Source organism: Actinacidiphila paucisporea (genome assembly GCF_900142575.1).
Classification (GTDB): Bacteria; Actinomycetota; Actinomycetes; order Streptomycetales; family Streptomycetaceae; genus Actinacidiphila; species Actinacidiphila paucisporea.
In genome coordinates this window covers 79,032-100,621 of sequence record NZ_FRBI01000012.1, presented here as the reverse complement: position 1 = coordinate 100,621, position 21,590 = coordinate 79,032, and the positions used below count along the sequence as shown (strand labels likewise).

The following is a 21,590-nucleotide window of genomic DNA, read 5'->3' as shown; positions in this document are numbered from 1 at the left end:
TGCCCCCATACGGCTCACCGCTGCTGGCCGTCCATCTGGTCGAAGCGGGTCTCGGCGAAGGCGAAAGCCGTGCTGGTGACGCCGAAGGGCTCGCGGAACGGGTGGTTGAGCTGGGCCGCCAGCACGATCGCGAAGGCGACCGCGGCGCCGGCGAAGGAGTGGGCGGCGAGGTGGCGGGCGGTGGCGGTGAGGCCGAGGACCGCGGGGAAGGCGATCAGGAACGCGCCGGAGAGGACCATCGCGAGCCAGATGATCCGGGGTATGCCGGCCTTGACCGCGGCAGCGCGATCGGTGCGCGTTTCGTACACGGTCGCCAGCGCGGACTGGGCCGCTGCCTTCGCCACCTGCTGGTCAGGGCGGGGGGCGGCCGCGGTGCGCACGGCCGCGCGGACCCGGTCGAGCGCCTGCCAGGCCGCCGGGCTGGTCCGCCCGTGCGCCAGCTCGGGGAATTCCGCGGTGCGGACGTCCGCGGTGTACTGCCGCAGCAGCCCGCGCACGGCCGTACGGTCGGCGGCGGCGAGCCCGCCCGCGGCCCAGTAGGTGTCGGTGAGCGCCCGCTCCTCGTCGTACGTACCGCTGCGCGCGCTGCTGAGCGCCGACCAGCTCCCCGCGACCTGGAAGCCGGTCAGCAGGATGAAGGAGCTGAGCAGCACCGCACCGATCAGGGACAGCGCCTGCCCGCCGTACTCCCCGTCGGTGGTGACGCGGCCAGTGCCCAGGAAGCGGCCGAGGCAGAAGGCGAAGGCGGCGCCGCCGAGGGTGGACAGCAGGGGGAGGGTGTAGGGGGACATGGGGCTCCCAGGGGTCGGTGGGGCTTCAGCGCCGGCGCCGGACGTGGCGGTGCGGGAGTGCCGCGAGCACGGCGGGCAGGACGACGACGGCCATCGTCAGCAGCCACCAGCGCGCGGTGTCGCCGGACGCACGGTCGTACGGCTCGCCGGCGAGCGGTGGTGGCGCCTGTGCCTGCCCGGCGGTGCCGGCGGAGCCGTGCGGGGCGGACGGCGGCGGGCCGCTGGTGGCGGCGGCGGTGGGCGCGGCGGTGGGCGCGGCGGTGGCGGAGGCGCCGGCGGTGGCCGGGTGCGGCGAGGTTCTCGCGGCGGGCTCCGCGGTGCGGGCCGCGACCGGCGGTACGGGCCGCGACGGCGCCGCCGGAGTGGCGGACGGCGCGGGGGCCGTACTCGGCGCCGTCGCGGAAGGCGCCGTCGTGGGCGCCGTCGAAGGCGGCGGGGGAGGGGTCATGGGAGGGGGAGGCGGCGGCGCCGTCGCCACCCCGCACGGCCCCCCGACGGCCACCGTCACCAGCCCGATCGGCAGCACCGGCACGGCACTCAACCGCACGACGGCCGTCACGCGCCCGTCAGGCCCGCAGCTGACCACCAGGACCCCGCACCCGGCGCCCGGCGCGCAGCCGACGGTCACCGTCGCCCCGCCGGTGGCCGTCGCGGGCCCGGCCGGCAGCAGCGCCAGCAGCGGCGCCGCCAGGCCGGCGGCAGCCAGCAGCATCCGCGTACGACGTCCTGCTTTCACGACCAGTACGGTAAATGGGCATATCCCACCAGGTCAGCCGAATGGCGGACTTTGGCGGGAAGTACGCATCGGCCAGCGGCCGCCGTTCGATTCGCGCCGCCCGTCCCGGCGCGGCCCGCCGTGGTCCCCCACGCGCCCCGGCCGTCGCAGGAGCCTCCCCTCGAACGCCCGCCGCCGGCGGCATGAGCGGGTTCAAGCCACCGGCCCGCCAGTGCGCCGTATGGGTCGGGCGCGGCCGAAACATGGGTGACGTCAGGCGGTAACGGCGGGGGCCTTGTCAGAGTGGGGCAAGGGATTTACGTTCGTCGGACGGCGGGGATCTACGTGCGTAGAACCGACGTGACGTCACGTCAGAGGAGCTGCTGTCATGAGCAATGTCGTGCGTGCCGCGCTGGTCCAGGCGACCTGGACCGGTGACACCGAGACGATGATCGCCAAGCATGAGGAACACGCCAGGGCCGCCGCCGCGCAGGGCGCGAAGGTGATCGGCTTCCAGGAGGTCTTCAACGCCCCCTACTTCTGCCAGGTGCAGGAGGCCGAGCACTACCGCTGGGCGGAACCGGTGCCGGACGGGCCGACCGTGCTCAGGATGCGGGAACTGGCCCGGGAGACCGGCATGGTGATCGTGGTGCCGGTCTTCGAGATCGAGCAGCCGGGCGTCTACTTCAACACCGCCGCGGTCATCGACGCGGACGGCAGCTTCCTCGGCAAGTACCGCAAGCACCACATTCCGCAGGTGACCGGCTTCTGGGAGAAGTACTACTTCAAACCGGGCAATCTCGGCTGGCCGGTCTTCGACACCGCGGTCGGCAGGATCGGCGTCTACATCTGCTACGACCGGCACTTCCCCGAGGGCTGGCGCGCGCTGGGCCTCGCGGGCGCCCAGCTCGTGTACAACCCGAGTGCCACCAGCCGCGGCCTGTCGGCGTACCTGTGGCAGCTGGAGCAGCCGGCCGCCGCTGTCGCCAACGAATACTTCGTCGCCGCGATCAACCGGGTCGGCCGCGAGGAGTACGGCGACAACGACTTCTACGGCACCAGCTACTTCGTCGACCCGCGCGGGCAGTTCGTGGACGGCACCGCCTCCGACACCAAGGAGGAACTGCTCGTCCGCGACCTGGACTTCGGCGTGATCGACGAGGTGCGCCAGCAGTGGGCCTTCTACCGCGACCGCAGGCCCGACGCCTACGGCGACCTGACGGAGGCCTGAGCCGATGGCCACCGAGACCGCAGGCGCGCACGCCGCGCTGCACGCCAGGCACCGCGCGGTACTGCCCGACTGGCTGGCGACCTATTACGCGCAGCCGATCGAGCTGACGCACGGCGAGGGCCGGTACGTCTGGGACGCCGAGGGCAACCGCTACCTGGACTTCTTCGGCGGCATCCTCACCACGATGACCGCGCACGCCCTGCCCGAGGTCGCCGCGGCCGTCGCCGAGCAGGCCGGCAGGCTGCTGCACTCCTCGACGCTGTATCTGAGCAGCCAGGCCGTGGAGTTGGCCGAGCGGATCGCCCGGCTGTCGGGCATCCCCGACGCCCGCGTCTTCTTCACCACCTCCGGCACCGAGGCCAACGACACGGCCCTGCTGCTGGCGACGTCCTACCGCCGCTCCAACCAGATCCTGGCGCTGCGCAACAGCTACCACGGCCGGTCCTTCAGTGCGATCGGCATCACCGGCAACTCGGCCTGGTCGCCGACCAGCCTGTCCCCGCTGCAGACGCTCTACGTGCACGGCGGGGTGCGCACCCGCGGGCCGTACGCGCACCTGTCGGACGCCGAGTTCATCACCGCCTGCGTGGCCGACCTGGAGGACGTGCTCGGGCAGGCGGGCGGCCAGGTCGCCGCGCTGATCGCCGAACCCGTGCAGGGCGTCGGCGGTTTCACCATGCCGCCCGACGGGCTGTTCGCGGCGTTCAAGCAGGTGCTCGACCGGCACGGCATCCTGTGGATCACCGACGAGGTGCAGACCGGCTGGGGCCGTACCGGCGAGCACTTCTGGGGCTGGCAGGCGCACGGCAAGGCCGGGCCGCCCGACATCCTCACCTTCGCCAAGGGCGTCGGCAACGGCATGTCGATGGGCGGGGTGGTGGCCCGCGCCGAGGTGATGAACTGCCTGACCGCCAACTCGATCTCCACCTTCGGCGGCAGCCCGGTCACCGCCGCGGCGGCGCTCGCCAACCTCGGCTACCTGATCGAGCACGACCTGCAGGGCAACGCCCGCCGGGTCGGCGGCCTGCTCAAGGCCCGGCTCGAGTCGGTGGCCGCCGGCCTCGGCGTGGTCCGCGAGGTGCGCGGGCGCGGCCTGATGCTGGCCGTCGAACTGGTCGTGCCCGGCACCGACCAGCCGTCCGCGCAGGCCGCGGGACTGGTCCTGGAGGCCGCCCGCGAGCAGGGCCTGCTCATCGGCAAGGGCGGCAGGGCCGGCAATGTGCTGCGGATCGCCCCGCCGCTGTCGCTGAGCGTCGCCGAGGCCGAGGAGGGCGCCGCCGCACTCGAAGCGGCGCTGAAGGCGGCGCAGACCGCACTGGAGAGCCCGCAGACCACCGGCACGGGAGGCGTCACCCTATGAGCACCGGCACCCGTACCGTCGTCCGCGGCGGCCTGGTCGTCACCGCCGCCGACGAGATGCACGCCGACGTCCTGATCGAGGGCGGCAGGATCGCCGCGCTCGCCGCCCACGACAGCGACACCGCGGCCGGCTGGATTGCGGACACCGTCATCGACGCCACCGGGAAGTACGTCATCCCCGGCGGCGTCGACGGGCACACCCACATGCAGATGCCCTTCGGCGGCACCACCGCCTCCGACACCTTCGAGACCGGCACCAGGGCCGCCGCCTGGGGCGGCACCACCACCATCGTGGACTTCGCGATCCAGAGCGTGGGCGCGTCGCTGCGGGCCGGACTCGACGACTGGCACGCCAAGGCCGACGCCCAGTGCGCCGTCGACTACGGCTTCCACATGATCGTCGCCGACGTCAACGACAAGACGCTCGCCGAGATGGACACCCTGGTCGAGGAGGGTGTCACCAGCTTCAAGATGTTCATGGCCTACCCGGGGGTCTTCTACAGCGACGACGGGCAGATCCTGCGCGCCATGCAGCGCGCCTCGGGCAACGGCGGCCTGGTGATGATGCACGCCGAGAACGGCATCGCCATCGACGTCCTGGTCCAGCAGGCGCTCGCCGCGGGAAGGACCGATCCCCGCTACCACGGCGAGGTGCGCCACGCGCTGCTGGAGGCCGAGGCCACCCACCGCGCCATCCAGCTCGCCCGGGTGGCCGGCTCGCCGCTCTACGTCGTGCACGTCTCCGCCGAGCAGGCCGTCGCCGAACTGGCCGCCGCCCGCGACCTGGGCCTGCCGGTCTTCGGCGAGACCTGCCCGCAGTATCTGTTCCTGTCCACCGACAACCTGGCCGAGCCGGACTTCGAGGGCGCCAAATACGTGTGCAGCACGCCGTTGCGGCCGCGCGAGCACCAGGCCGCGCTGTGGCGGGGGCTGCGCACCGACGACCTCCAGGTGGTGTCCACCGACCACTGCCCGTTCTGCTTCTCGGGGCAGAAGGAGATGGGCAGGGGCGACTTCTCGAAGATCCCCAACGGCATGCCGGGGGTGGAGCACCGGATGGACCTGCTCCACCAGGCCGTGGTCGACGGGCAGATCACCCGCCGCCGCTGGATCGACATCGCCTGCGCCGCGCCCGCCCGGATGTTCGGCCTCTACCCGCGCAAGGGCACCATCGCCCCGGGCGCCGACGCCGACGTGGTGGTCTACGACCCGCACGCGGAGCAGACCGTCTCCGCGAGCACCCACCACATGAACGTCGACTACTCCGCCTACGAGGGCCGCAAGCTCACCGGCCGGGTCGAGACCGTGCTCTCCCGCGGCGTCCCGGTCATCGAGGGGCGCACCTTCGTCGGCAGGGCCGGGCACGGCCAGTACACCCCGCGCGGCATCTGCCAGTACCTGTAGCCACCCGTCACCTAAGGAGTGCGGCCATGGACTTCGGCCTCGTGCTGCAGACCGACCCGCCCGCGTCCGACGTCGTCGAGCTGATGCGGCGCGCCGAGCGCAACGGCTTCACCCACGGCTGGACCTTCGACTCCGCCGTGCTGTGGCAGGAGCCCTTCGTCATCCACAGCCGCATCCTGGACCACACCGAGCGGCTCACCGTCGGCACCATGGTCACCAACCCGGGCACCCGCACCTGGGAGGTGACCGCGTCCACCTTCGCCACCCTCAACTCGATGTACGGCAACCGCACGGTCTGCGGCATCGGCCGCGGCGACTCGGCGATGCGGGTCGCGGGCCGCCCGCCCAACACGCTGGCCAGGCTCGGCGAGGCCATCACCGCCATCCGCGACCTCGCCGAGGGGCGGGAGGCCACGGTCGACGGCACCGCGCTGCGGCTGCCGTGGGTCGAGGACGGCAGGCTGCCGGTGTGGATGGCCGCGTACGGGCCCAAGGCGCTGGCCATGGCGGGGGAGCTGGCCGACGGCTTCATCCTGCAACTCGCCGACGTCTACCTCACCGAGTGGATGGTCAAGGCGGTGCGCGCCGCCGCGGCGGCCGCGGGCCGCGACCCGGCGGCCGTCACCGTCTGCGTCGCCGCCCCCGCCTACGTCACCGCCGACGACTCGCCCGACGCGCTGGCGCACGCCCGCGAGCAGTGCCGCTGGTTCGGCGGCATGGTCGGCAACCACGTCGCCGACCTGGTCGGCCGCTACGGCGAGCACTCCGCGCTGGTCCCCGACGAGTTGACCGCGTACATCAAGCAGCGGCACGGCTACGACTACGCCCACCACGGCCGCAGCGGCAACCCCGACACCGCCTTCGTGCCCGACGACATCGTGGACCGCTTCTGCCTGATCGGGCCGCCGCAGGCCCATGTCGCCAAGCTCAAGGCACTGCGGGACCTGGGCGTCGACCACTTCGCCGTCTACGACATGCACGACGCCAAGGAGTCGACGATCGACGCCTATGGCGAGCAGGTGATCCCGGCGATGTCATGAGGGCGGCGGCCGTACGGGGTGCGGAACCACAGTGCCCCGGCGTCTGGTTGGATGGCGCCATGGGCAACGGAGTCGGTGTGCAGGACAACCCGGCCGGCCGGACGGCGGCCCGGCCGTGAGGCGGGCCGTCGTCGCCGACGCGGTCGTCGTCGGAGCGGGACCCAACGGGCTGACCGCCGCGGTCGAACTGGCCCGCGCGGGCCTGAGCGTGCAGGTCTACGAGGCCGCCGACACCGTCGGTGGCGGTGCGCGCACCGAGGAGCTGACGCTGCCGGGCTTCCGGCACGACCCGTGCTCCGCCGTGCACCCCTTCGGCATCGGCTCGCCCGCCTTCAAGGCACTGCCGCTGGCCCGGCACGGCCTGGAGTGGCTGCAGCCGGAGGTGCCGATGGCGCACCCCTTCCCCGACGGCACCGCCGCGGTGCTCGGCCGTACGGTCGGCGAGACCGCCGCGTCCCTCGGGCCGCGCGACGCGGGCACGTACCGCAAGCTGATGGCGCCCTACACCGGCCACTGGGACGCCATCGCCGCCGACTTCTTCCGCCCGCCGTGGGCCGGCATACCCCGCGACCCCTACCGCTTCCTGCGCTTCGGGCTGACCGGGACCCCGCCGGCCGCGCTGCTGGCGCTGCGCTTCCGGGACGCCAAGGCCAGGGGGATGCTCGCCGGGCTCGCCGGCCACGCGATCTCGCGGCTGGGCCAGCCCTTCACCGGCGCGATGGCAATGATGTTCGCGCTCGCCGCCCACGAGCGGGGCTGGCCGGTGGCCCGCGGCGGCTCGCAGTCGATCTCCGACGCGCTGGCCGGCTATCTGACCGAACTGGGCGGCGAGATCCGCACCGGCGTGACCGTGCGCAAGCTGGACGAGCTGCCGCCGGCCCGCGCCTATGTCTTCGACACCTCGCCGACCGCGCTGGCCAGGATCGCCGCGCTGGGCGACGCCTACCGCGGCTACCGCTACGGCCCCTCGGTCTTCAAGATCGACTACGCCCTCGACGGCCCCGTGCCGTGGACGGCGGAGGCGGCGCGGCGGGCCGGCACCGTGCACATCGGGCCGACGTACACCGAGATCGGCGACGCCCTGAACCGGGCGGTCACCGGGCGGCCGCCGCACACCCCGTTCCTGATCACCTCGCAGCCCAGCGTGGTGGACCCGGCCAGGGCGCCGGAGGGCAAGCACGTCTTCTGGGCCTACGGCCACGTCCCGCACGACTGGCACGGCGACGCCACCGACGCCGTCGAGCGGCAGATCGAGCGCTTCGCGCCGGGATTCCGCGACCTGGTGCTGGCCCGCGCGACCACCGGGCCCGCCGGGCTCGCCGCGCGCAACGCCAACTACGTGGGCGGCGACGTGGCCTGCGGCGCCTTCGCGGGCCTCCAGGCGGTGCTGCGCCCGCGGCTCGCCGCGGTGCCCTACGCGACCCGGCGGCCCGGGGTCTTCCTGTGCTCCTCGGCGACCCCGCCCGGTCCCGGGGTGCACGGCATGAGCGGCCACAACGCAGCCCGTGCCGTCCTGCGGCACCTGCGCGCCACGGCCAGGCGCTGACACCGCTGCCGCGCGCGCCGCCCCTGGCGGGAGGCGGCGCAGGACCGGCGGCGGCTCAGGTCGGAGCAGCGCAGGACCGGGTGGCGGCTGCGGTCAGGGCGCGTACGGCGACGACTGGGCGCCGGCCGGCGCCGCGTAGCCCTGCGGGGCGGCGAAGCGCACCTCGGACAGCGCCTTCTTCACGATGATCTTGTTGAAGTAGCCGGCACCGAAGAAGATGCACTGCACGACGTACCAGAACTTCTCGGCGCCGGTCATCTCGACCAGGCCGTACTCGCTGAGCGCCTTCTTGCCCGGGACCTTGGAGAGGTAGGCGGCGCCGAAGTAGATGCAGCCGAGGACGTACCAGAACTTCTCCCACGAGGTGTTCTGGCCGTTGCCGAGGGTCTGGGGCTGGGACATGGGACACGTGCCTTTCGATGGTGGAACGGGAGCGGTGGGAACGGGCAGCCCGGCAAACACGACATGCGGCCGTCGCGGGCCGCAGTGGGGTGGGGGGCATGCCGAAGAGAGTGCGGCTCAGGCCGCAAGGCACCCGTTTCCGCAGGCAGTTACGGATGCCGAACCGGAAGCATAGGGGTAAAGGTTGCTCTGTGTCGCAGCTTTCCGCACCATTCGTGGATCTTCCACGGGATCGGTCACCTCCGCCGGGTGCGGGTTGTCACCGAGGCGTACGGAAACTAGGCTTACTCGCCGGTAAGTTTACGCTGGAGTAAGGACGGTGGCCGATGCCCGCACTGGACGATCTCGACCTGGAGACCCTGGACTTCGGCTCGGTCGAGCCCGTTGAATTCGCCCGGATCGTCAGGGGCACGCCCAATCGGCAGATCACCGAGCTGATGAGCGGCGAGCAGCGCCGCCGGGTGCTCGACGAGGTCTTCGGCCGGATGCACACCCTCTTCAAGCCCGACGCCGCCGCCGGCAAGGACGCACTGATCCGCTGGCGCATCACCGCCGGCGACGGCGGCGAGGACGACGTCTACGAGACCCACATCGGCGGCGGCACCTGCACGGTGACCCCCGAGCGCACCGACCGCGAGCCGCAGCTCAGCCTCACCATGGCCGCCCCCGAATTCCTCCGCCTCGTCTCCGGCAACGCGTCCGGCCCCACGCTCTTCTTCACCCGCAAGCTCAAGGTCAAGGGCGACATCCGGCTGGCCGGCGGCCTGACGTACTACTTCGACATCCCCAAGCCCTGAATCACCCCTCCGCGACCGCCGGGCGGCCGTTGACCAGCTCGGCGGCCCCGGCGCCCGCGGCCAGCGCCGCCAGGGCGGCCCGCAGCCTGCCGACCTGGCCGGGCGAGAAGAAGCGGTCCAGCTCCGCGGGAGCGGCCAGCCGCCACGAGTCCAGCTCCTCCTCCTGCAACCGGATCGCGGCCAGCTGCTCCTGCGACAGCACCCCGCCGTCGAAGAGGAAGCTCACGGACGGCGGCCGCCCCGGCCCCGAGGACCAGTCGACCACCAGCAGCGCGCCCGGCACCACGTCGAGCCCGATCTCCTCCAGGGTCTCCCGCCGCGCACCCTCCCGCGGTGTCTCCTCGCGGTCCGACTCGATCGTGCCGCCGGGCAGCGTCCACGTCCCGTCGTCGCGGTAGTTCGGCTCCACGATCAGAATCCGCCCGTCCGCCGAACGGCACAGCATGCTGGCGCCGGCGAGGATCTTGGGCAGGCCGGCGATGTAGGTCGCGAAGTCCATGGTCATAACGCCAATTTACGGTGCCGGGCGCGCCTGCGGACCGTGTTCGCCCCGGCACCGGCGGCGTCGCCGATGGGCACGGCGGCCGGGCCGGGATAGGGTCCGAACGGCGCGACGTTCCGTACCGGATGGAGAAGACCAGGGTGTCCGACACCACAGGAAGTTCGACCGGGCGTGTGCTGATCGCCGCCGACAAGTTCAAGGGTTCGCTGACCGCGGTGCAGGTGGCCGAGCACGTCACGGCCGGCCTGCGCTCCGTCGTACCCGGCCTCGACGTGGCCGCGCTGCCGGTCGCCGACGGCGGCGACGGTACGGTCGACGCGGCGGTCGCCGCCGGTTTCGACCGGCGGACGGTACGCGTCACCGGGCCGCTCGGGGAGCCCGTCGAGGCGGCGTACGCGCTGCGCGACGGCACCGCCGTGGTCGAGATGGCCGAGGCCTCCGGGCTGCGGCACCTGCCGCCCGGCGTCTTCGCACCGCTCACGGCCACCACGTACGGCACCGGCGAGCTGCTGCGGGCCGCGCTCGACGCCGGGGCCCGCACGATCGTGCTCGGCGTCGGCGGCAGCGCCACCACCGACGGCGGCGCCGGCATGCTCAGCGCGCTGGGCGCCCGGCTGCTCGACGCCGCCGGCGCGCCGGTCGCACCCGGCGGCGCCGCGCTCGCCGGCCTGGCCACCGCCGACCTCGGCGGGCTCGACCCGCGGCTGGCCGCCACCGACGTGGTGCTCGCCGGCGACGTCGACAACCCGCTGCTCGGACCGAAGGGCGCGGCGGCCGTCTACGGCCCGCAGAAGGGCGCCTCCCCCTCCGACGTCGCCGTCCTGGACGCGGCCCTCGCCCGCTACGCCGAGGTGCTCGACGCCGCCGCGGAGGCCGAGGCGCCCGGCGCCGGTGCCGCCGGCGGTATCGGCTTCGGCGCCCTGGTCGGCCTGCGCGCGGCCTTCCGGCCCGGCATCGAGGTGCTGCTCGACGTCCTCGGCTTCGAGGCGGCCCTCGACGGCGCCACGCTCGTCATCACCGGCGAGGGCTCCCTCGACGAGCAGACCCTCCACGGCAAGGCCCCCGCCGGCGTCGCCCGCGCGGCCCGCGCCCGCGGTATCGACGTCGTGGCCGTCTGCGGCCGCCTCACCCTCCCCCCGGCCGCCCTCGGCACCGCCGGCATCCGCCGCGCCTACGCCCTCTCCGACCTGGAGCCCGACCCCACCCGCTCCATGTCCCAAGCCGGCCCCCTCCTGGAACACCTCTCCGCCAACCTGGCCCACGACTTCCTGACCTAGCCCCCGGGGGGCGGGGCCCGAGCCCCCAGGGGCGCGTGGGGGTACCCCCAGGCGAAGCGCTGGGGGAGAACTGCCCGCCCAGCCGTCGCGTGCCGCAGGTCGCCACTGCCCCGTGGGGGCTGTCCCTGCCGTCCCCTGCCCCGGGCCGGGTGGCTGGGCCTCGGCGGCAGCCGAGCCCCCAGGGGCGCCGGGAACGGCGCGCCCGGCCGTCGACGGGCGGACGTCGCCACCGCCCCCGCCCCCCGCAGGGGATCGGCGAGCCCCACGCAAAGCACCCCCCGGCCGCGGGAAGCGGCGGAGGGTGCCAGGCAGAGGGTCCCGGGGGAACCCCGGGCACGCGGGACTAGCGAATGGCCTCGGCCCGCGCCTCGCGGCGATTGGCCCGCATCGTGTTCACCCGCCGCGTCGTCGCGAAGCAGGGAATGACCGCCGCGGCCAGGCACTGGAGCGCCGCACCGGTCTGGAGGAGCTGGTGGCCGCCGGGGGCGTCCAGCGTCCAGGCGGTGAGGCAGCCCATGCTGACCAGGATCCAGGCCAGCGTGACGACGGCCAGCCGCCCGCGCGGCTTGGGGTACTCGACCCGGCTCACCATCAGCCAGGCCACGCCCACGATCGCCGCGATGGTCGGCACGAAGGGGAGTTCGAGGAGCACCACGGACACCACGGTCATCGCCCCGAAGGGGCTGGGCATGCCCTGGAAGACGCCGTCCCGCAGCGTCGTGCAGGAGAAGCGGGCCAGCCGTAGCACCACCGCGAGCACCACGAGCACCGCGGCGACCGCGGACACCTTGCCGTAGGCGTCGTCGGCGACCAGGCCCCAGACGACCACGAAATACGCCGGGGCGAGCCCGAAGCTGATCAGGTCGGAGAGGTTGTCCAGCTCGGCCCCCATGGCCGAGCTGCGCAGCTTGCGCGCGACGAGCCCGTCGAAGAGGTCGAAGACCGAGGCGAGCAGCATGAGCGTGACCGCCGTGGCGGCACTGTGCTTGGACATGCCGCCGTCGCTCGTACCCATCAGGTGCGGCACCAGCACGCCCGTGGTGGTGAAGTACACCGCCATGAAGCCGCAGATCGCATTGCCGAGGGTGAGCGCGTCGGCGATGGACAGCCGGGTCGACAGGGGGAGGTCGTCGACCTCGTCCTGCAGCTCGGAGACCCACGTGGACTGCGTCGTGTCGTGATCAGTCACGGTCAAGGCGTGTCACCCCAGCCGTGGTGGTCTGCCCGACCTCGACACCCGCTTCGATCCCGGCCGGGAGGTAGACGTCGACCCGGGAGCCGAAGCGGATCAGCCCGATCCGCTCGCCCCGCTCGACCTTGCAGCCGCGCGGCACGTACGGCACGATGCGCCGCGCGACCGCCCCGGCGATCTGCACCATCTCGATGTCACCGGCCTCGGTGTCGAAGTGCCAGACCACCCGCTCGTTGTTCTCGCTCTCCTTGTTGAACGCCGGTACGTATCCGCCGGGAATGTGCTCGACGGAGGTGACCGTGCCGGTGAGCGGCGCCCGGTTGACGTGCACGTTCAACGGGCTCATGAAGATCGCGACGCGGGTGCGCCCGTCCTTCCACGGCATGACGCTCTGGACCACGCCGTCGGCCGGGCTGATCACCCGGCCGTCGGCGATCTCCCGCTCTGGGTCGCGGAAGAACCACAGCATCCCGGCCGCGAGCACCGTGGCGGGGACGGCCACGGTTGCCCAGCGGCCGGAGCGCCGCGCCTTGGCGAGGGAGACCGCGGCGGTGGCCACGGTCGGCAGGAGCCACGGAGATGCGCCACGTGCGAGGCGGACCTGGCCGCGTGGAGCAGGGGAATGGCTGTGGGGCATGGAAGACCTTCGTAGCGGAGGATGCCGCGAATTACTTCTGGGGACGGCGGCTTTGCTCGATGGTATCGGCTGACACCGGCAACTGGGCAAGCGCAAGGGCGAGTCGATGGCTGGTTCCGGTGGCGTCGGGCATGACACAGTGTGACCTTCGCCTCGGTTAAATCATCATAAACAGGGACATTCAGCCCTGGATCCGGTACTCCTCCAGGAGACGCCTGCCGATGATCATTTTCTGGATCTCTGCTGTTCCCTCGCCGATCAACAGCATCGGAGCCTCCCGGTAGAGCCGCTCGATCTCGTACTCCTTGGAGAAGCCGTAGCCGCCGTGGATGCGGAAGGCGTCCTCGACGACCTCTTTGCAGAACTCCGACGCCAGATATTTCGCCATCCCGGCTTCCAGGTCGTTGCGCTCGCCGGAATCCTTCTTGCGCGCGGCATTGACCATCATCTGGTGCGCCGCCTCCACCTTGGTGGCCATTTCGGCGAGCTTGAACTGGATCGCCTGGTGCTCGGCGATGGCCTTGCCGAAGGTGTGCCGCTGCTGCGCGTAGGAGATGCCCAGCTCGAAGGCCCTTCTGGCGACACCGCAGCCGCGGGCGGCCACGTTGACCCGGCCCACCTCGACCCCGTCCATCATCTGGTAGAAGCCCCGCCCGCCGGCCCCGCCCAGCACGCGGTCGGCCGGCACCCGTACGTCCTGCAGGATCAGCTCGGTGGTGTCGACGCCCTTGTAGCCCATCTTGTCGATCTTGCCGGGCACGGTCAGGCCGGGGACCGTGGGGTTGGGCCCGAAACCGGGCTCCTTCTCGATCAGGAAGGTCGTCATCGACCGGTGCGCGGGCGCGTCGTCCGGCTGCCCCTCGTCGGTGCGGCACAGCACCGCCACCAGGTTCGACGAGCCGCCGTTGGTCAGCCACATCTTCTGCCCGTTGACGACGTAGTCGTCCCCGTCGCGTACGCCCTTGGTGCGGATCGCCGAGACGTCCGACCCGAGGCCCGGCTCCGACATCGAGAAGGCGCCGCGCACCTCTCCGGTCGCCATCTTCGGCAGGAAGTAGTCCTTCTGCTCCTGCGTGCCGTGCTGCTTGATCATGTACGCCACAATGAAATGCGTGTTGACGATGCCCGACACGCTCATCCAGCCGCGGGCGATCTCCTCCACGGTAAGCGCGTACGTCAGCAGCGATTCCCCGAGGCCGCCGTACTCCTCGGGGATCATCAGGCCGAAGATGCCCAGATCCTTGAGTCCCTCGACGATGTCGGTGGGATATTCGTCACGGTGTTCGAGTTCGGTGGCGACCGGCAGGATCTCCTTGTCCACGAAACTGCGGACGGTGGAGAGGATCTCCTGCTGGACGTCGGTCAGCCCGTCGGTCTGCGCGAGTCGGTCGGCCATCTCTCAGTTCCCCTCCGGCTGCGGGCGCCCGGGCTGTTCCCCGCCCCGCTGCTCGATGTACGTGGCGGTGGGCACCATCACCTTGCGGCGGAAGACGCAGACCAGGGTGCCGTCCTGGTTGTGCCCGCGGGTCTCGACCTGGACGATGCCGCGGTCGCTCTTGGACTTCGACGGCCACTTGTCCAGCACCGTCGTCTCGCCGTAGACGGTGTCGCCGTGGAAGGTCGGCGCCACGTGCCGCAGCGACTCGACCTCCAGGTTGGCGATGGCCTTGCCGGACACGTCGGGCACCGACATGCCGAGCAGCAGCGAGTAGACGTAGTTCCCGACGACCACATTGCGGCCGAAGTCGGTCGCCTTCTCCGCGTAGTGGGCATCCATGTGCAGCGGGTGGTGATTCATGGTGAGGAGGCAGAAGAGGTGGTCGTCATATTCCGTGACCGTCTTTCCGGGCCAGTGCTTGTAGACGGCACCGACCTCGAACTCCTCATATGTGCGGCCGAACTGCACAGTCATACCTCCAGCTTGTTCGCGAGCCGGATCTCGTCCACGATCCGGCCGATGATCCCGGTGATACCGAAGTCCTTGGGTGTGAACACCGCCGCCACACCGGCCGCCTTCAACGCGATCGCGTCCCCGGCCGGAATGATGCCGCCGACGACCACCGGGATGTCGTCCACCCCCGCCCTGCGCAACCGCTCCAGCACGTCGGGCACCAGCGCGGCGTGCGACCCGGACAGGATCGAAAGGCCCACGCAGTGCACGTCCTCGGCCACCGCGGCCGACACGATCTGCTCCGGGGTCAGCCTGATCCCCTGGTAGACCACCTCGAAGCCGGCGTCCCTGGCGCGTACCGCGATCTGCTCCGCGCCGTTGGAGTGCCCGTCGAGGCCCGGCTTGCCGACCAGCAGCCGCAGCCGCCCGCCGCCCAGCTCCTTCGCGGTCGCCGCGACCTTGCGGCGCACGTCCGCCAGCGGGCTGCCGTCCTGGGCGGACACCGCGACCGGCGCGGCGCCGACCCCGGTCGGGGCGCGGTATTCGCCGAAGACGTCCCGCAGCGCCCACGACCACTCGCCGGTCGTCACGCCCGCCCGCGCGCAGTCCAGCGTCGCCGCCATCAGGTTCTCCGTACCGGCCGCGGCCGACCGCAGCGCCTCCAGCGCGGCCTGCGCGCGCGGCTCGTCGCGGGCCAGCCGCCAGTCGTGCAGTGCGGCCACCACGCGCGCCTCGTTCGCCGGGTCGACCGTCATGATCGCGGTGTCCAGGTCGGCCGTCAGCGGGCTGGGCTCGGTGCTCTCGTGGATGTTGACGCCGACGATCTTCTCCTCACCCGACTCGATCCTCGCCCGGCGCGCGGCGTGCGAGGCCACCAGTTCGGACTTCAGATAGCCGGACTCGACGGCCGCCATCGCGCCGCCCAGCTCCTCGATGTGCGCCATCTCGGCGGTCGCCTGCTCCACCAGCTCGGTGACCTTCGCCTCCACCACATGGCTGCCGTCGAAGATGTCGTCGTACTCGAGCAGGTCGCTCTCGTGCGCGAGCACCTGCTGGATGCGCAGGCTCCACTGCTGGTCCCAGGGCCGGGGCAGGCCCAGCGCCTCGTTCCACGCGGGCAGCTGGACCGCCCGCGCGCGGGCGTCCTTGGACAGCGTGACGGCCAGCATCTCCAGCACGATGCGCTGCACGTTGTTCTCCGGCTGCGCCTCGGTCAGGCCCAGCGAGTTGACCTGCACGCCGTAGCGGAAGCGCCGGTGCTTGGGGTCCTGGATGCCGTAGCGCTCCCGGGTGACGGCGTCCCAGATGCGCCCGAAGGCCCGCATCTTGCACATCTCCTCGACGAAGCGGACGCCGGCGTTGACGAAGAAGGACATCCGGCCGACCACCTCGCCCCTGCGCTCCTCCGGCACCTGCCCGGACGCGAAGACCGCGTCGAGCACCGCGACCGCGGTGGACATCGCGTACGCGATCTCCTGTACGGGCGTGGCCCCGGCCTCCTGCAGGTGGTAGCTGCAGATGTTGATCGGGTTCCACCGGGGCATGTGGTGGACGGTGTACGTGATCATGTCCGTGGTCAGCCGCAGCGACGGCACCGGCGGGAAGACATGCGTACCGCGGGACAGGTACTCCTTGACGATGTCGTTCTGGGTGGTGCCCTGCAGCGCGGCGATGTCCGCGCCCTGCTCCTCCGCGACCACCTGGTAGAGCGCCAGCAGCCACATCGCGGTGGCGTTGATGGTCATCGAGGTGTTCATCCGCTCCAGCGGAATGTCCTCGAACAGCCGCCGCATGTCGCCGAGATGCGCGATCGGCACCCCGACCCTGCCGACCTCGCCGCGGGCCAGGACGTGGTCGGCGTCGTAACCGGTCTGGGTCGGCAGGTCGAAGGCCACGGAGAGCCCCGTCTGGCCCTTGTCGAGGTTGCTCCGGTAGAGCGCGTTGGAGGCCTCGGCGGTGGAGTGCCCGGCGTAGGTCCGCATGAGCCAGGGGCGGTCCTTCCTGCCCGGTGCGGCGGTCATCAGACGCCCCTGCCCTGCTGGTCGCTCGGCCCCGCTGACGCGTCGCGGCTGTGCTGGTCGGTTCGCCCCGCTGGCGCGTCGCGGCTGTGCTGGTCGGTTCGCCCCGCTGGCGCGTCGCGGAACAGGTTGATCGCCGACAGGTGCTGCTCGCGCAGGGCCGGGTTCGTCACGCCCATGCCCTCCTCGGGAGCCAGTGCCAGGACGCCGACCTTGCCCTGGTGGAGGTTGCGGTGGACGTCGTAGGCGGCCTGGCCGGTGTCCGCCAGGCTGTAGGTGCGCGACAGGGTCGGGTGGATCTTGCCCTTGGCGATCAGCCGGTTGGCCTCCCACGCCTCGCGGTAGTTGGCGAAGTGCGAGCCGACGATCTTCTTGAGGCTCATCCACAGGTAGCGGTTGTCGTACTCGTGGGTGTAACCGCTGGTGGAGGCGCAGGTGACGATGGTGCCGCCCTTGCGGGTCACGTAGACCGAGGCGCCGAAGGTCTCCCGGCCGGGGTGCTCGAAGACGATGTCGACGTCCTCGCCGTCGGTCAGCTCGCGGATACGGCCGCCGAAGCGCTTCCACTCGCGGGGGTCCTGGGTGTGCTCGTCGCTCCAGAAGCGGTAGCCCTCGGCGCTGCGGTCGATGACCGCCTGCGCGCCCATGCGGTGGCAGATCTCCGCCTTCTCCGGGCTGGAGACGACGCAGATGGGGTTGGCGCCGCCGGCCAGCGCGAACTGGGTGGCGTACGAGCCGAGCCCGCCGCTGGCACCCCAGATCAGGACGTTGTCGCCCTGCTTCATGCCGGCGCCGTTGCGGGAGACCAGCTGGCGGTAGGCGGTGGAGTTGACCAGGCCGGGGGCGGCGGCCTCCTCCCAGCTCAGGTGCTCCGGCTTGGGCATCAGCTGGTTGGACTTGACCAGGGCGATCTCGGCCAGGCCGCCGAAGTTGGTCTCGAAGCCCCAGATCCGCTGCTCGGGGTCGAGCATCGTGTCGTTGTGGCCGTCGGCCGACTCCAGCTCCACGCTCAGGCAGTGCGCGACGACCCGGTCGCCGGGCTGCCACTTGTTCACCCCGGGCCCGGTGCGCAGCACGACGCCCGACAGGTCGGAGCCGATGACGTGGTAGGGCAGGTCGTGCCGGCTGGCCAGCGGCGACATGCGGCCGTAGCGCTCCAGGAAGGCGAAGGTCGAGACGGGCTCGAAGATCGAGGTCCAGACCGAGTTGTAGTTCACCGAGCTGGCCATCACCGCGACCAGGGCCTCGCCGGGGCCGATCTCCGGCACCGGCACCTCGTCGAGGTGCAGCGAGCTGCGCGGGTCCTTGTCCCGGGTGGCCAGGCCGGCGAACATCTCCGCCTCGTCCTTGTGCACGGTGACCGCGCGGTACGACGCGGGCAGCTTCAGCGCCGCGAAGTCGGCGGCCGTGCTGTCGGTTGCGAGGATCGCGTCCAGGATTTCCTTCATATGACTCGCCTCCGGCGAAGCGTTCCGCGTGCACACCGGTGGTGCGGGGCTGTGTGCCGTGGTGTGCGCGGGAACGCGGGGGTCGGGTGGGATGGAGGTGCCGTCGTCGGTCCGGCAAGGGCCTGACGGTGGAGCGAAGGGCCGCGCGGTGGCGCGGAGTGCCTGTGACGCAGGCGTCCGGGCCTGGGGGACAGCCGGCCTGCGAGGGATCACCGCATGCCGTCCGCCCGGACTGGGGATACCGTATGGCACCGCGTGCCAGTCGTAAAGACACTGCGTGCCATTTTTTCTTCTCAGTGTCACCCCGCGGCGGTAAATGGGCAACAGCGGCCACCCGGAAGGCCGGACGGCCGCTGCTCAGGCGGTGGGGAGGGTGCTCAGGCCTTGCGCAGCGCCTCTTCGATGCTGCGCAGGATCTGCGCGGGTGAGGCGTCGGTGCGTGCCACCGCGACCACCACCTCGCCGTGCCTGGACACCGTCGCCGGAGTCGTGGAGGCGGCCCTGGAAGGTATGCGCCCGGCTCCGATACCGGTGCCGAAGGTGGCCTTGATGACGTCGAAGGCGTGGTCGAGCTGCGCCTCGACGTCGCCCTTGCCGTCCGCCCGCAGCCAGCGCCGCAGCACGTGGTTGTGCGCGGCGACCACCGCGGAGGCGGCGACCTCGGCGAGCAGCGGGTCGTCGTCGCCGTAGCCCTGCGCGCCCTCGTCGAAGTGGCCCAGCAGATAGCGCGTGAAGAGCCGCTCGTAGCGGGCCACCGAGGCGATCTCGCGCTCCCGCAGCGTCGGCACCTCCCGGGTCAGCCGGTAGCGCTCCACCGAGATCTCGGGCACCTGCGCGTACATCCGCAGAACCTCGGTGATACCGCGGCAGACGGTGTCCAGCGGGTGCTCGTGCGGGTCGGCGGAGTCCAGCACGGCCTGCACGCGCACCAGCGTGTCGTCGTGGTCGGGGAAGATCGCCTCTTCCTTGGACCGGAAGTGCCGGAAGAAGGTCCGCCGCGCCACACCGGCGGTCGCGGCGATCTCGTCGACCGTCGTCTCCTCGTAGCCCTGCGTCGCGAACAGGTGCATCGCGGCCGACGCGAGGTCCTGCCGCACCCGGTGCCGCTGGGCGGCGGCGCGGCGGACGGTCGCGGTCTCGGGGACACCGGACTTCGCGGACTGGGACATGTGGGGAACGTAACACGACGGACCCGCCCGTCCGGCGGCCGGGGGAAAACCGCCCCAGCCCGCCGCACGGGCGCCGCGACCGGCCGGCCGCTCAGCGGCGGGCATACTCGCGGAAGCCGCGGCCGGTCTTGCGGCCCAGGCAGCCGGCGGACACCAGGTGTTCGAGCAGCGGGGCGGGCGCGAGCCCCGGATCGCGGAACTCCTCGTGCAGCACCTGCTCGATGGCCAGCGACACGTCCAGGCCCACCACGTCGAGCAGTTCGAAGGGCCCCATCGGGTAGCCGCCGCCGAGCTTCATCGCCGCGTCGATGGCGTCCACGCTCGCATAGTGGTCCTGCACCATCTTCACCGCGTTGTTCAGGTACGGGAAGAGCAACGCGTTGACGATGAAGCCCGCCCGGTCGCCGCAGTCCACCGGGTGCTTGCGCAGCACCCCGCACACCTGGTGGACGGTGGCCCGCACGTCGTCGGCGGTGAGCACCGTGTGCACCACCTCGACCAGCTTCATCGCGGGCGCCGGGTTGAAGAAGTGCATCCCGACGACGTCCTGCGGGCGCTCGGTGGCCCGGGCGATCGCGACCACCGGCAGCGAGGAGGTCGTGGTGGCCAGCACCGCGCCCGGCTTGCACACCTTGTCCAGGACCCGGAAGAGCTCCTGCTTGACGAAGAGGTCCTCGGCGACCGCCTCGACCACCAGGTCGGCCTGCCCCAGGGCGTCGTAGGAGGCCGCGGGCGTGACCAGGGCGACGGCGGCGTCGCGCTGCTCCGCGCTGAGCCGTCCCCGCGCCACCGAGCGGTCCAGCGACTTCGCCAGCCGCGCCACCGCCTGCTCGGCCTTCTCCGGGCTGCGCGCGGCCAACTGCACCGGGAAACCGGCCTTCGCGAAAACCTCGGCTATACCCGTCGCCATGGTCCCCGAACCGGCCACCCCGACGCTGCCGACGTCACGGACCCGCGCCGGCACCCGGTCCTGCGCCGGGGTCTCCGCGTCGGGCACCACCGTGGAGCCGCCCGGGGCCTCGTAGCTGTAGAAGCCGCGGCCCGACTTGCGGCCGAGCAGCCCGGCCGCGGTGAGCTGCCGCAGCACGGGCGCCGGGGCGTGCAGCCGGTCCTTGCTCGCCTCGTACATCGCGTCGAGGACGGTGGTCGCGGTGTCCACGCCGATCAGGTCGAGCAGGGCCAGCGGCCCCATCGGCAGGCCGCAGCCCAGCCGCATCGCCGCGTCGATGTCCTCCCTGGTGGCATAGCGGGCTTCGTACATTGCCGCGGCCTGGTTCAGATACCCGAAAAGCAGCCCGTCGGCGATGAATCCCGGCCGGTCGCCGACCGGCACCGGCTCCTTGCCGAGGCTGCGGACCAGGGCCGTGACGGCCGCGGTGGTCTCCGGCGAGGTCAGCACGGTGGACACCACCTCGACCAGCTTCATGGCCTGCGCGGGCGCGAAGAAGTGCAGGCCCAGCACCCGGTCGGGGCGGCCGGTCTCGGCGGCGAGCCGGGTCACCGACAGCGCGTTGGTGCCGGTGGCCAGGATCGCGCCCGGCTTGACGATCCGGTCGAGCGCGGTGATGACGTCGCGCTTGGTCTCGTAGCGCTCGTCCACCACCTCGATCACCAGGTCGGCGGCCGCGGCGGCCTGCAGGTCGGGGAAGGTGCGGAAGCGGGCGAGCACGTCGTTGCGCTCCGAGGCGGTGCAGCGGCCGCGCTCCACCGCACGCGCCGTGGAGGCCTCCAGCGCGGTGACCGCGCGGCGGGCCGCCACGGCGTCCAGGTCAACGCCGATCACCTCGTGGCCGGCCCTGGCCATGATCTCGGCGATGCCGGAGCCCATGGTGCCCAGGCCGATCACGGCGATGACGGACGGGGGAGTGACGGCGGTCTCGGTTGACGGCGCCGCGGACGGCGCTGCGGCGGGGGCTGCGGATTCCGGGGCTGCTGAGGGACGGTCCATCGCGTGACTCCAGACGCTGAGGAGACCGGGCGCGGCGGTGCGCGCACGGCTGGGAGGCGGTGGTGTGGCGGAGTCGCGGGCCGGTCGCGAAGATGTGCGCGCCCGCGTGGGATACCGGCGGGCCCTGTCCCGGGGCCGCGCCGTCATGATGCCGGACCGACGTGGTGCTACGAGTGCGCGGCGGCTGCGTCACCAGGCCGCCGTACACGGTGCCTTCGAGCGT

General features: G+C 72.1%; 19 protein-coding genes. 7 read left to right on the top strand and 12 right to left on the bottom strand.

Annotation, left to right across the window (positions count from 1 at the left end):
* Nucleotides 1–14 precede the first annotated feature (14 nt).
* Together BUE44_RS19265 and BUE44_RS37525 are read right to left on the bottom strand one after the other, a co-directional pair.
* Nucleotides 15–791 carry a bestrophin-like domain gene (locus BUE44_RS19265; RefSeq protein ID WP_073500108.1) on the bottom strand — a complete coding sequence of 259 codons (777 nt, stop codon included), beginning with the start codon at nucleotides 789–791 and terminating at the stop codon, nucleotides 15–17.
* 25 nt (nucleotides 792–816) lie between these two features.
* Nucleotides 817–1,527, bottom strand: a complete 711-nt coding sequence (locus BUE44_RS37525; RefSeq protein WP_159450272.1) for a hypothetical protein — start codon at nucleotides 1,525–1,527, stop codon at nucleotides 817–819.
* A gap of 367 nt (nucleotides 1,528–1,894) precedes the next feature.
* On the opposite strand from BUE44_RS37525, the gene BUE44_RS19255 reads away from it, so the two are divergent.
* From BUE44_RS19255 to BUE44_RS19235, 5 genes are all read left to right on the top strand, one after another.
* Nucleotides 1,895–2,737 (top strand): nitrilase-related carbon-nitrogen hydrolase, encoded by an 843-nt coding sequence (locus BUE44_RS19255; protein ID WP_073500103.1) that lies wholly within the window; start codon nucleotides 1,895–1,897, stop codon nucleotides 2,735–2,737.
* Nucleotides 2,738–2,741: 4 nt separating this feature from the next.
* Nucleotides 2,742–4,097 (top strand): aspartate aminotransferase family protein, encoded by a 1,356-nt coding sequence (locus BUE44_RS19250; protein ID WP_073500101.1) that lies wholly within the window; start codon nucleotides 2,742–2,744, stop codon nucleotides 4,095–4,097.
* Nucleotides 4,094–5,500, top strand: coding sequence for a dihydropyrimidinase (hydA, locus tag BUE44_RS19245; RefSeq protein WP_073500098.1), 1,407 nt, complete (start codon nucleotides 4,094–4,096; stop codon nucleotides 5,498–5,500). The genes BUE44_RS19250 and hydA overlap by 4 nt, the downstream gene beginning before the upstream one ends.
* 26 nt (nucleotides 5,501–5,526) lie before the next feature.
* Nucleotides 5,527–6,540 (top strand): TIGR03842 family LLM class F420-dependent oxidoreductase, encoded by a 1,014-nt coding sequence (locus BUE44_RS19240; RefSeq protein ID WP_073500096.1) that lies wholly within the window; start codon nucleotides 5,527–5,529, stop codon nucleotides 6,538–6,540.
* A gap of 115 nt (nucleotides 6,541–6,655) precedes the next feature.
* A complete protein-coding gene (locus tag BUE44_RS19235) occupies nucleotides 6,656–8,086 on the top strand; it encodes a phytoene desaturase family protein (RefSeq protein ID WP_073500094.1) in 1,431 nt (476 codons plus the stop codon).
* 93 nt (nucleotides 8,087–8,179) lie between these two features.
* On the opposite strand, the gene BUE44_RS19230 is transcribed toward BUE44_RS19235, so the two are convergent.
* A complete protein-coding gene (locus BUE44_RS19230) occupies nucleotides 8,180–8,488 on the bottom strand; it encodes a hypothetical protein (RefSeq protein ID WP_073500092.1) in 309 nt (102 codons plus the stop codon).
* A gap of 326 nt (nucleotides 8,489–8,814) precedes the next feature.
* On the opposite strand from BUE44_RS19230, the gene BUE44_RS19225 reads away from it, so the two are divergent.
* Nucleotides 8,815–9,285, top strand: a complete 471-nt coding sequence (locus BUE44_RS19225) for an SCP2 sterol-binding domain-containing protein (RefSeq protein ID WP_073500090.1) — start codon at nucleotides 8,815–8,817, stop codon at nucleotides 9,283–9,285.
* A gap of 1 nt (nucleotide 9,286) precedes the next feature.
* Here the strand turns inward: BUE44_RS19225 and BUE44_RS19220 are convergent, their stop codons facing one another.
* The gene (locus tag BUE44_RS19220) at nucleotides 9,287–9,790 is read right to left on the bottom strand and encodes an NUDIX domain-containing protein (protein ID WP_073500088.1); all 504 of its coding nucleotides are present in this window, start codon (nucleotides 9,788–9,790) and stop codon (nucleotides 9,287–9,289) included.
* 122 nt (nucleotides 9,791–9,912) lie between these two features.
* On the opposite strand from BUE44_RS19220, the gene BUE44_RS19215 reads away from it, so the two are divergent.
* Entirely contained in the window at nucleotides 9,913–11,064 is a 1,152-nt protein-coding gene (locus BUE44_RS19215) for a glycerate kinase (protein WP_073500086.1), read from the top strand.
* Between the two features lie 343 nt (nucleotides 11,065–11,407).
* On the opposite strand, the gene pssA is transcribed toward BUE44_RS19215, so the two are convergent.
* The 8 genes from pssA to BUE44_RS19175 form a co-directional block, all read right to left on the bottom strand.
* On the bottom strand, nucleotides 11,408–12,259 hold the full coding sequence (pssA, locus tag BUE44_RS19210) for a CDP-diacylglycerol--serine O-phosphatidyltransferase (RefSeq protein WP_073500084.1): 852 nt from the start codon (nucleotides 12,257–12,259) through the stop codon (nucleotides 11,408–11,410).
* Entirely contained in the window at nucleotides 12,246–12,893 is a 648-nt protein-coding gene (locus BUE44_RS19205; protein ID WP_073500082.1) for a phosphatidylserine decarboxylase, read from the bottom strand. The genes pssA and BUE44_RS19205 overlap by 14 nt, the downstream gene beginning before the upstream one ends.
* 181 nt (nucleotides 12,894–13,074) lie before the next feature.
* Nucleotides 13,075–14,289 carry an acyl-CoA dehydrogenase family protein gene (locus BUE44_RS19200; RefSeq protein ID WP_073500080.1) on the bottom strand — a complete coding sequence of 405 codons (1,215 nt, stop codon included), beginning with the start codon at nucleotides 14,287–14,289 and terminating at the stop codon, nucleotides 13,075–13,077.
* Between the two features lie 3 nt (nucleotides 14,290–14,292).
* Complete coding sequence (locus tag BUE44_RS19195) at nucleotides 14,293–14,799, bottom strand: MaoC family dehydratase (RefSeq protein WP_073500078.1); 507 nt, start codon at nucleotides 14,797–14,799, stop codon at nucleotides 14,293–14,295.
* Between the two features lie 2 nt (nucleotides 14,800–14,801).
* On the bottom strand, nucleotides 14,802–16,805 hold the full coding sequence (locus tag BUE44_RS19190; RefSeq protein ID WP_073500076.1) for a protein meaA: 2,004 nt from the start codon (nucleotides 16,803–16,805) through the stop codon (nucleotides 14,802–14,804).
* Nucleotides 16,805–18,250 carry a crotonyl-CoA carboxylase/reductase gene (gene ccrA, locus BUE44_RS19185; protein ID WP_073500074.1) on the bottom strand — a complete coding sequence of 482 codons (1,446 nt, stop codon included), beginning with the start codon at nucleotides 18,248–18,250 and terminating at the stop codon, nucleotides 16,805–16,807. The genes BUE44_RS19190 and ccrA overlap by 1 nt, the downstream gene beginning before the upstream one ends.
* A gap of 377 nt (nucleotides 18,251–18,627) precedes the next feature.
* Complete coding sequence (locus BUE44_RS19180; RefSeq protein ID WP_073500072.1) at nucleotides 18,628–19,419, bottom strand: TetR family transcriptional regulator; 792 nt, start codon at nucleotides 19,417–19,419, stop codon at nucleotides 18,628–18,630.
* 91 nt (nucleotides 19,420–19,510) lie between these two features.
* Nucleotides 19,511–21,247, bottom strand: coding sequence for a 3-hydroxyacyl-CoA dehydrogenase family protein (locus tag BUE44_RS19175; protein WP_407640037.1), 1,737 nt, complete (start codon nucleotides 21,245–21,247; stop codon nucleotides 19,511–19,513).
* Between the last annotated feature and the right edge of the window lie 343 nt (nucleotides 21,248–21,590).

Excerpts from the sequence above, each read along its gene's own strand:
- BUE44_RS19230 (WP_073500092.1), bottom strand. The coding sequence starts at position 8,488 with ATGTCCCAGCCCCAGACCCTCGGCAACGGCCAGAACACCTCGTGGGAG.
- BUE44_RS19225 (WP_073500090.1), top strand. The coding sequence starts at position 8,815 with ATGCCCGCACTGGACGATCTCGACCTGGAGACCCTGGACTTCGGCTCG.
- BUE44_RS19190 (WP_073500076.1), bottom strand. The coding sequence starts at position 16,805 with ATGACCGCCGCACCGGGCAGGAAGGACCGCCCCTGGCTCATGCGGACC.
- BUE44_RS19255 (WP_073500103.1), top strand. The coding sequence starts at position 1,895 with ATGAGCAATGTCGTGCGTGCCGCGCTGGTCCAGGCGACCTGGACCGGT.
- BUE44_RS19250 (WP_073500101.1), top strand. The coding sequence starts at position 2,742 with ATGGCCACCGAGACCGCAGGCGCGCACGCCGCGCTGCACGCCAGGCAC.
- BUE44_RS19220 (WP_073500088.1), bottom strand. The coding sequence starts at position 9,790 with ATGACCATGGACTTCGCGACCTACATCGCCGGCCTGCCCAAGATCCTC.
- BUE44_RS19205 (WP_073500082.1), bottom strand. The coding sequence starts at position 12,893 with ATGCCCCACAGCCATTCCCCTGCTCCACGCGGCCAGGTCCGCCTCGCA.
- BUE44_RS19175 (WP_407640037.1), bottom strand. The coding sequence starts at position 21,247 with ATGGGCTCCGGCATCGCCGAGATCATGGCCAGGGCCGGCCACGAGGTG.
- BUE44_RS19215 (WP_073500086.1), top strand. The coding sequence starts at position 9,913 with ATGGAGAAGACCAGGGTGTCCGACACCACAGGAAGTTCGACCGGGCGT.
- BUE44_RS19265 (WP_073500108.1), bottom strand. The coding sequence starts at position 791 with ATGTCCCCCTACACCCTCCCCCTGCTGTCCACCCTCGGCGGCGCCGCC.
- BUE44_RS19240 (WP_073500096.1), top strand. The coding sequence starts at position 5,527 with ATGGACTTCGGCCTCGTGCTGCAGACCGACCCGCCCGCGTCCGACGTC.
- hydA (WP_073500098.1), top strand. The coding sequence starts at position 4,094 with ATGAGCACCGGCACCCGTACCGTCGTCCGCGGCGGCCTGGTCGTCACC.
- BUE44_RS19180 (WP_073500072.1), bottom strand. The coding sequence starts at position 19,419 with ATGTCCCAGTCCGCGAAGTCCGGTGTCCCCGAGACCGCGACCGTCCGC.
- BUE44_RS19200 (WP_073500080.1), bottom strand. The coding sequence starts at position 14,289 with ATGGCCGACCGACTCGCGCAGACCGACGGGCTGACCGACGTCCAGCAG.
- ccrA (WP_073500074.1), bottom strand. The coding sequence starts at position 18,250 with ATGAAGGAAATCCTGGACGCGATCCTCGCAACCGACAGCACGGCCGCC.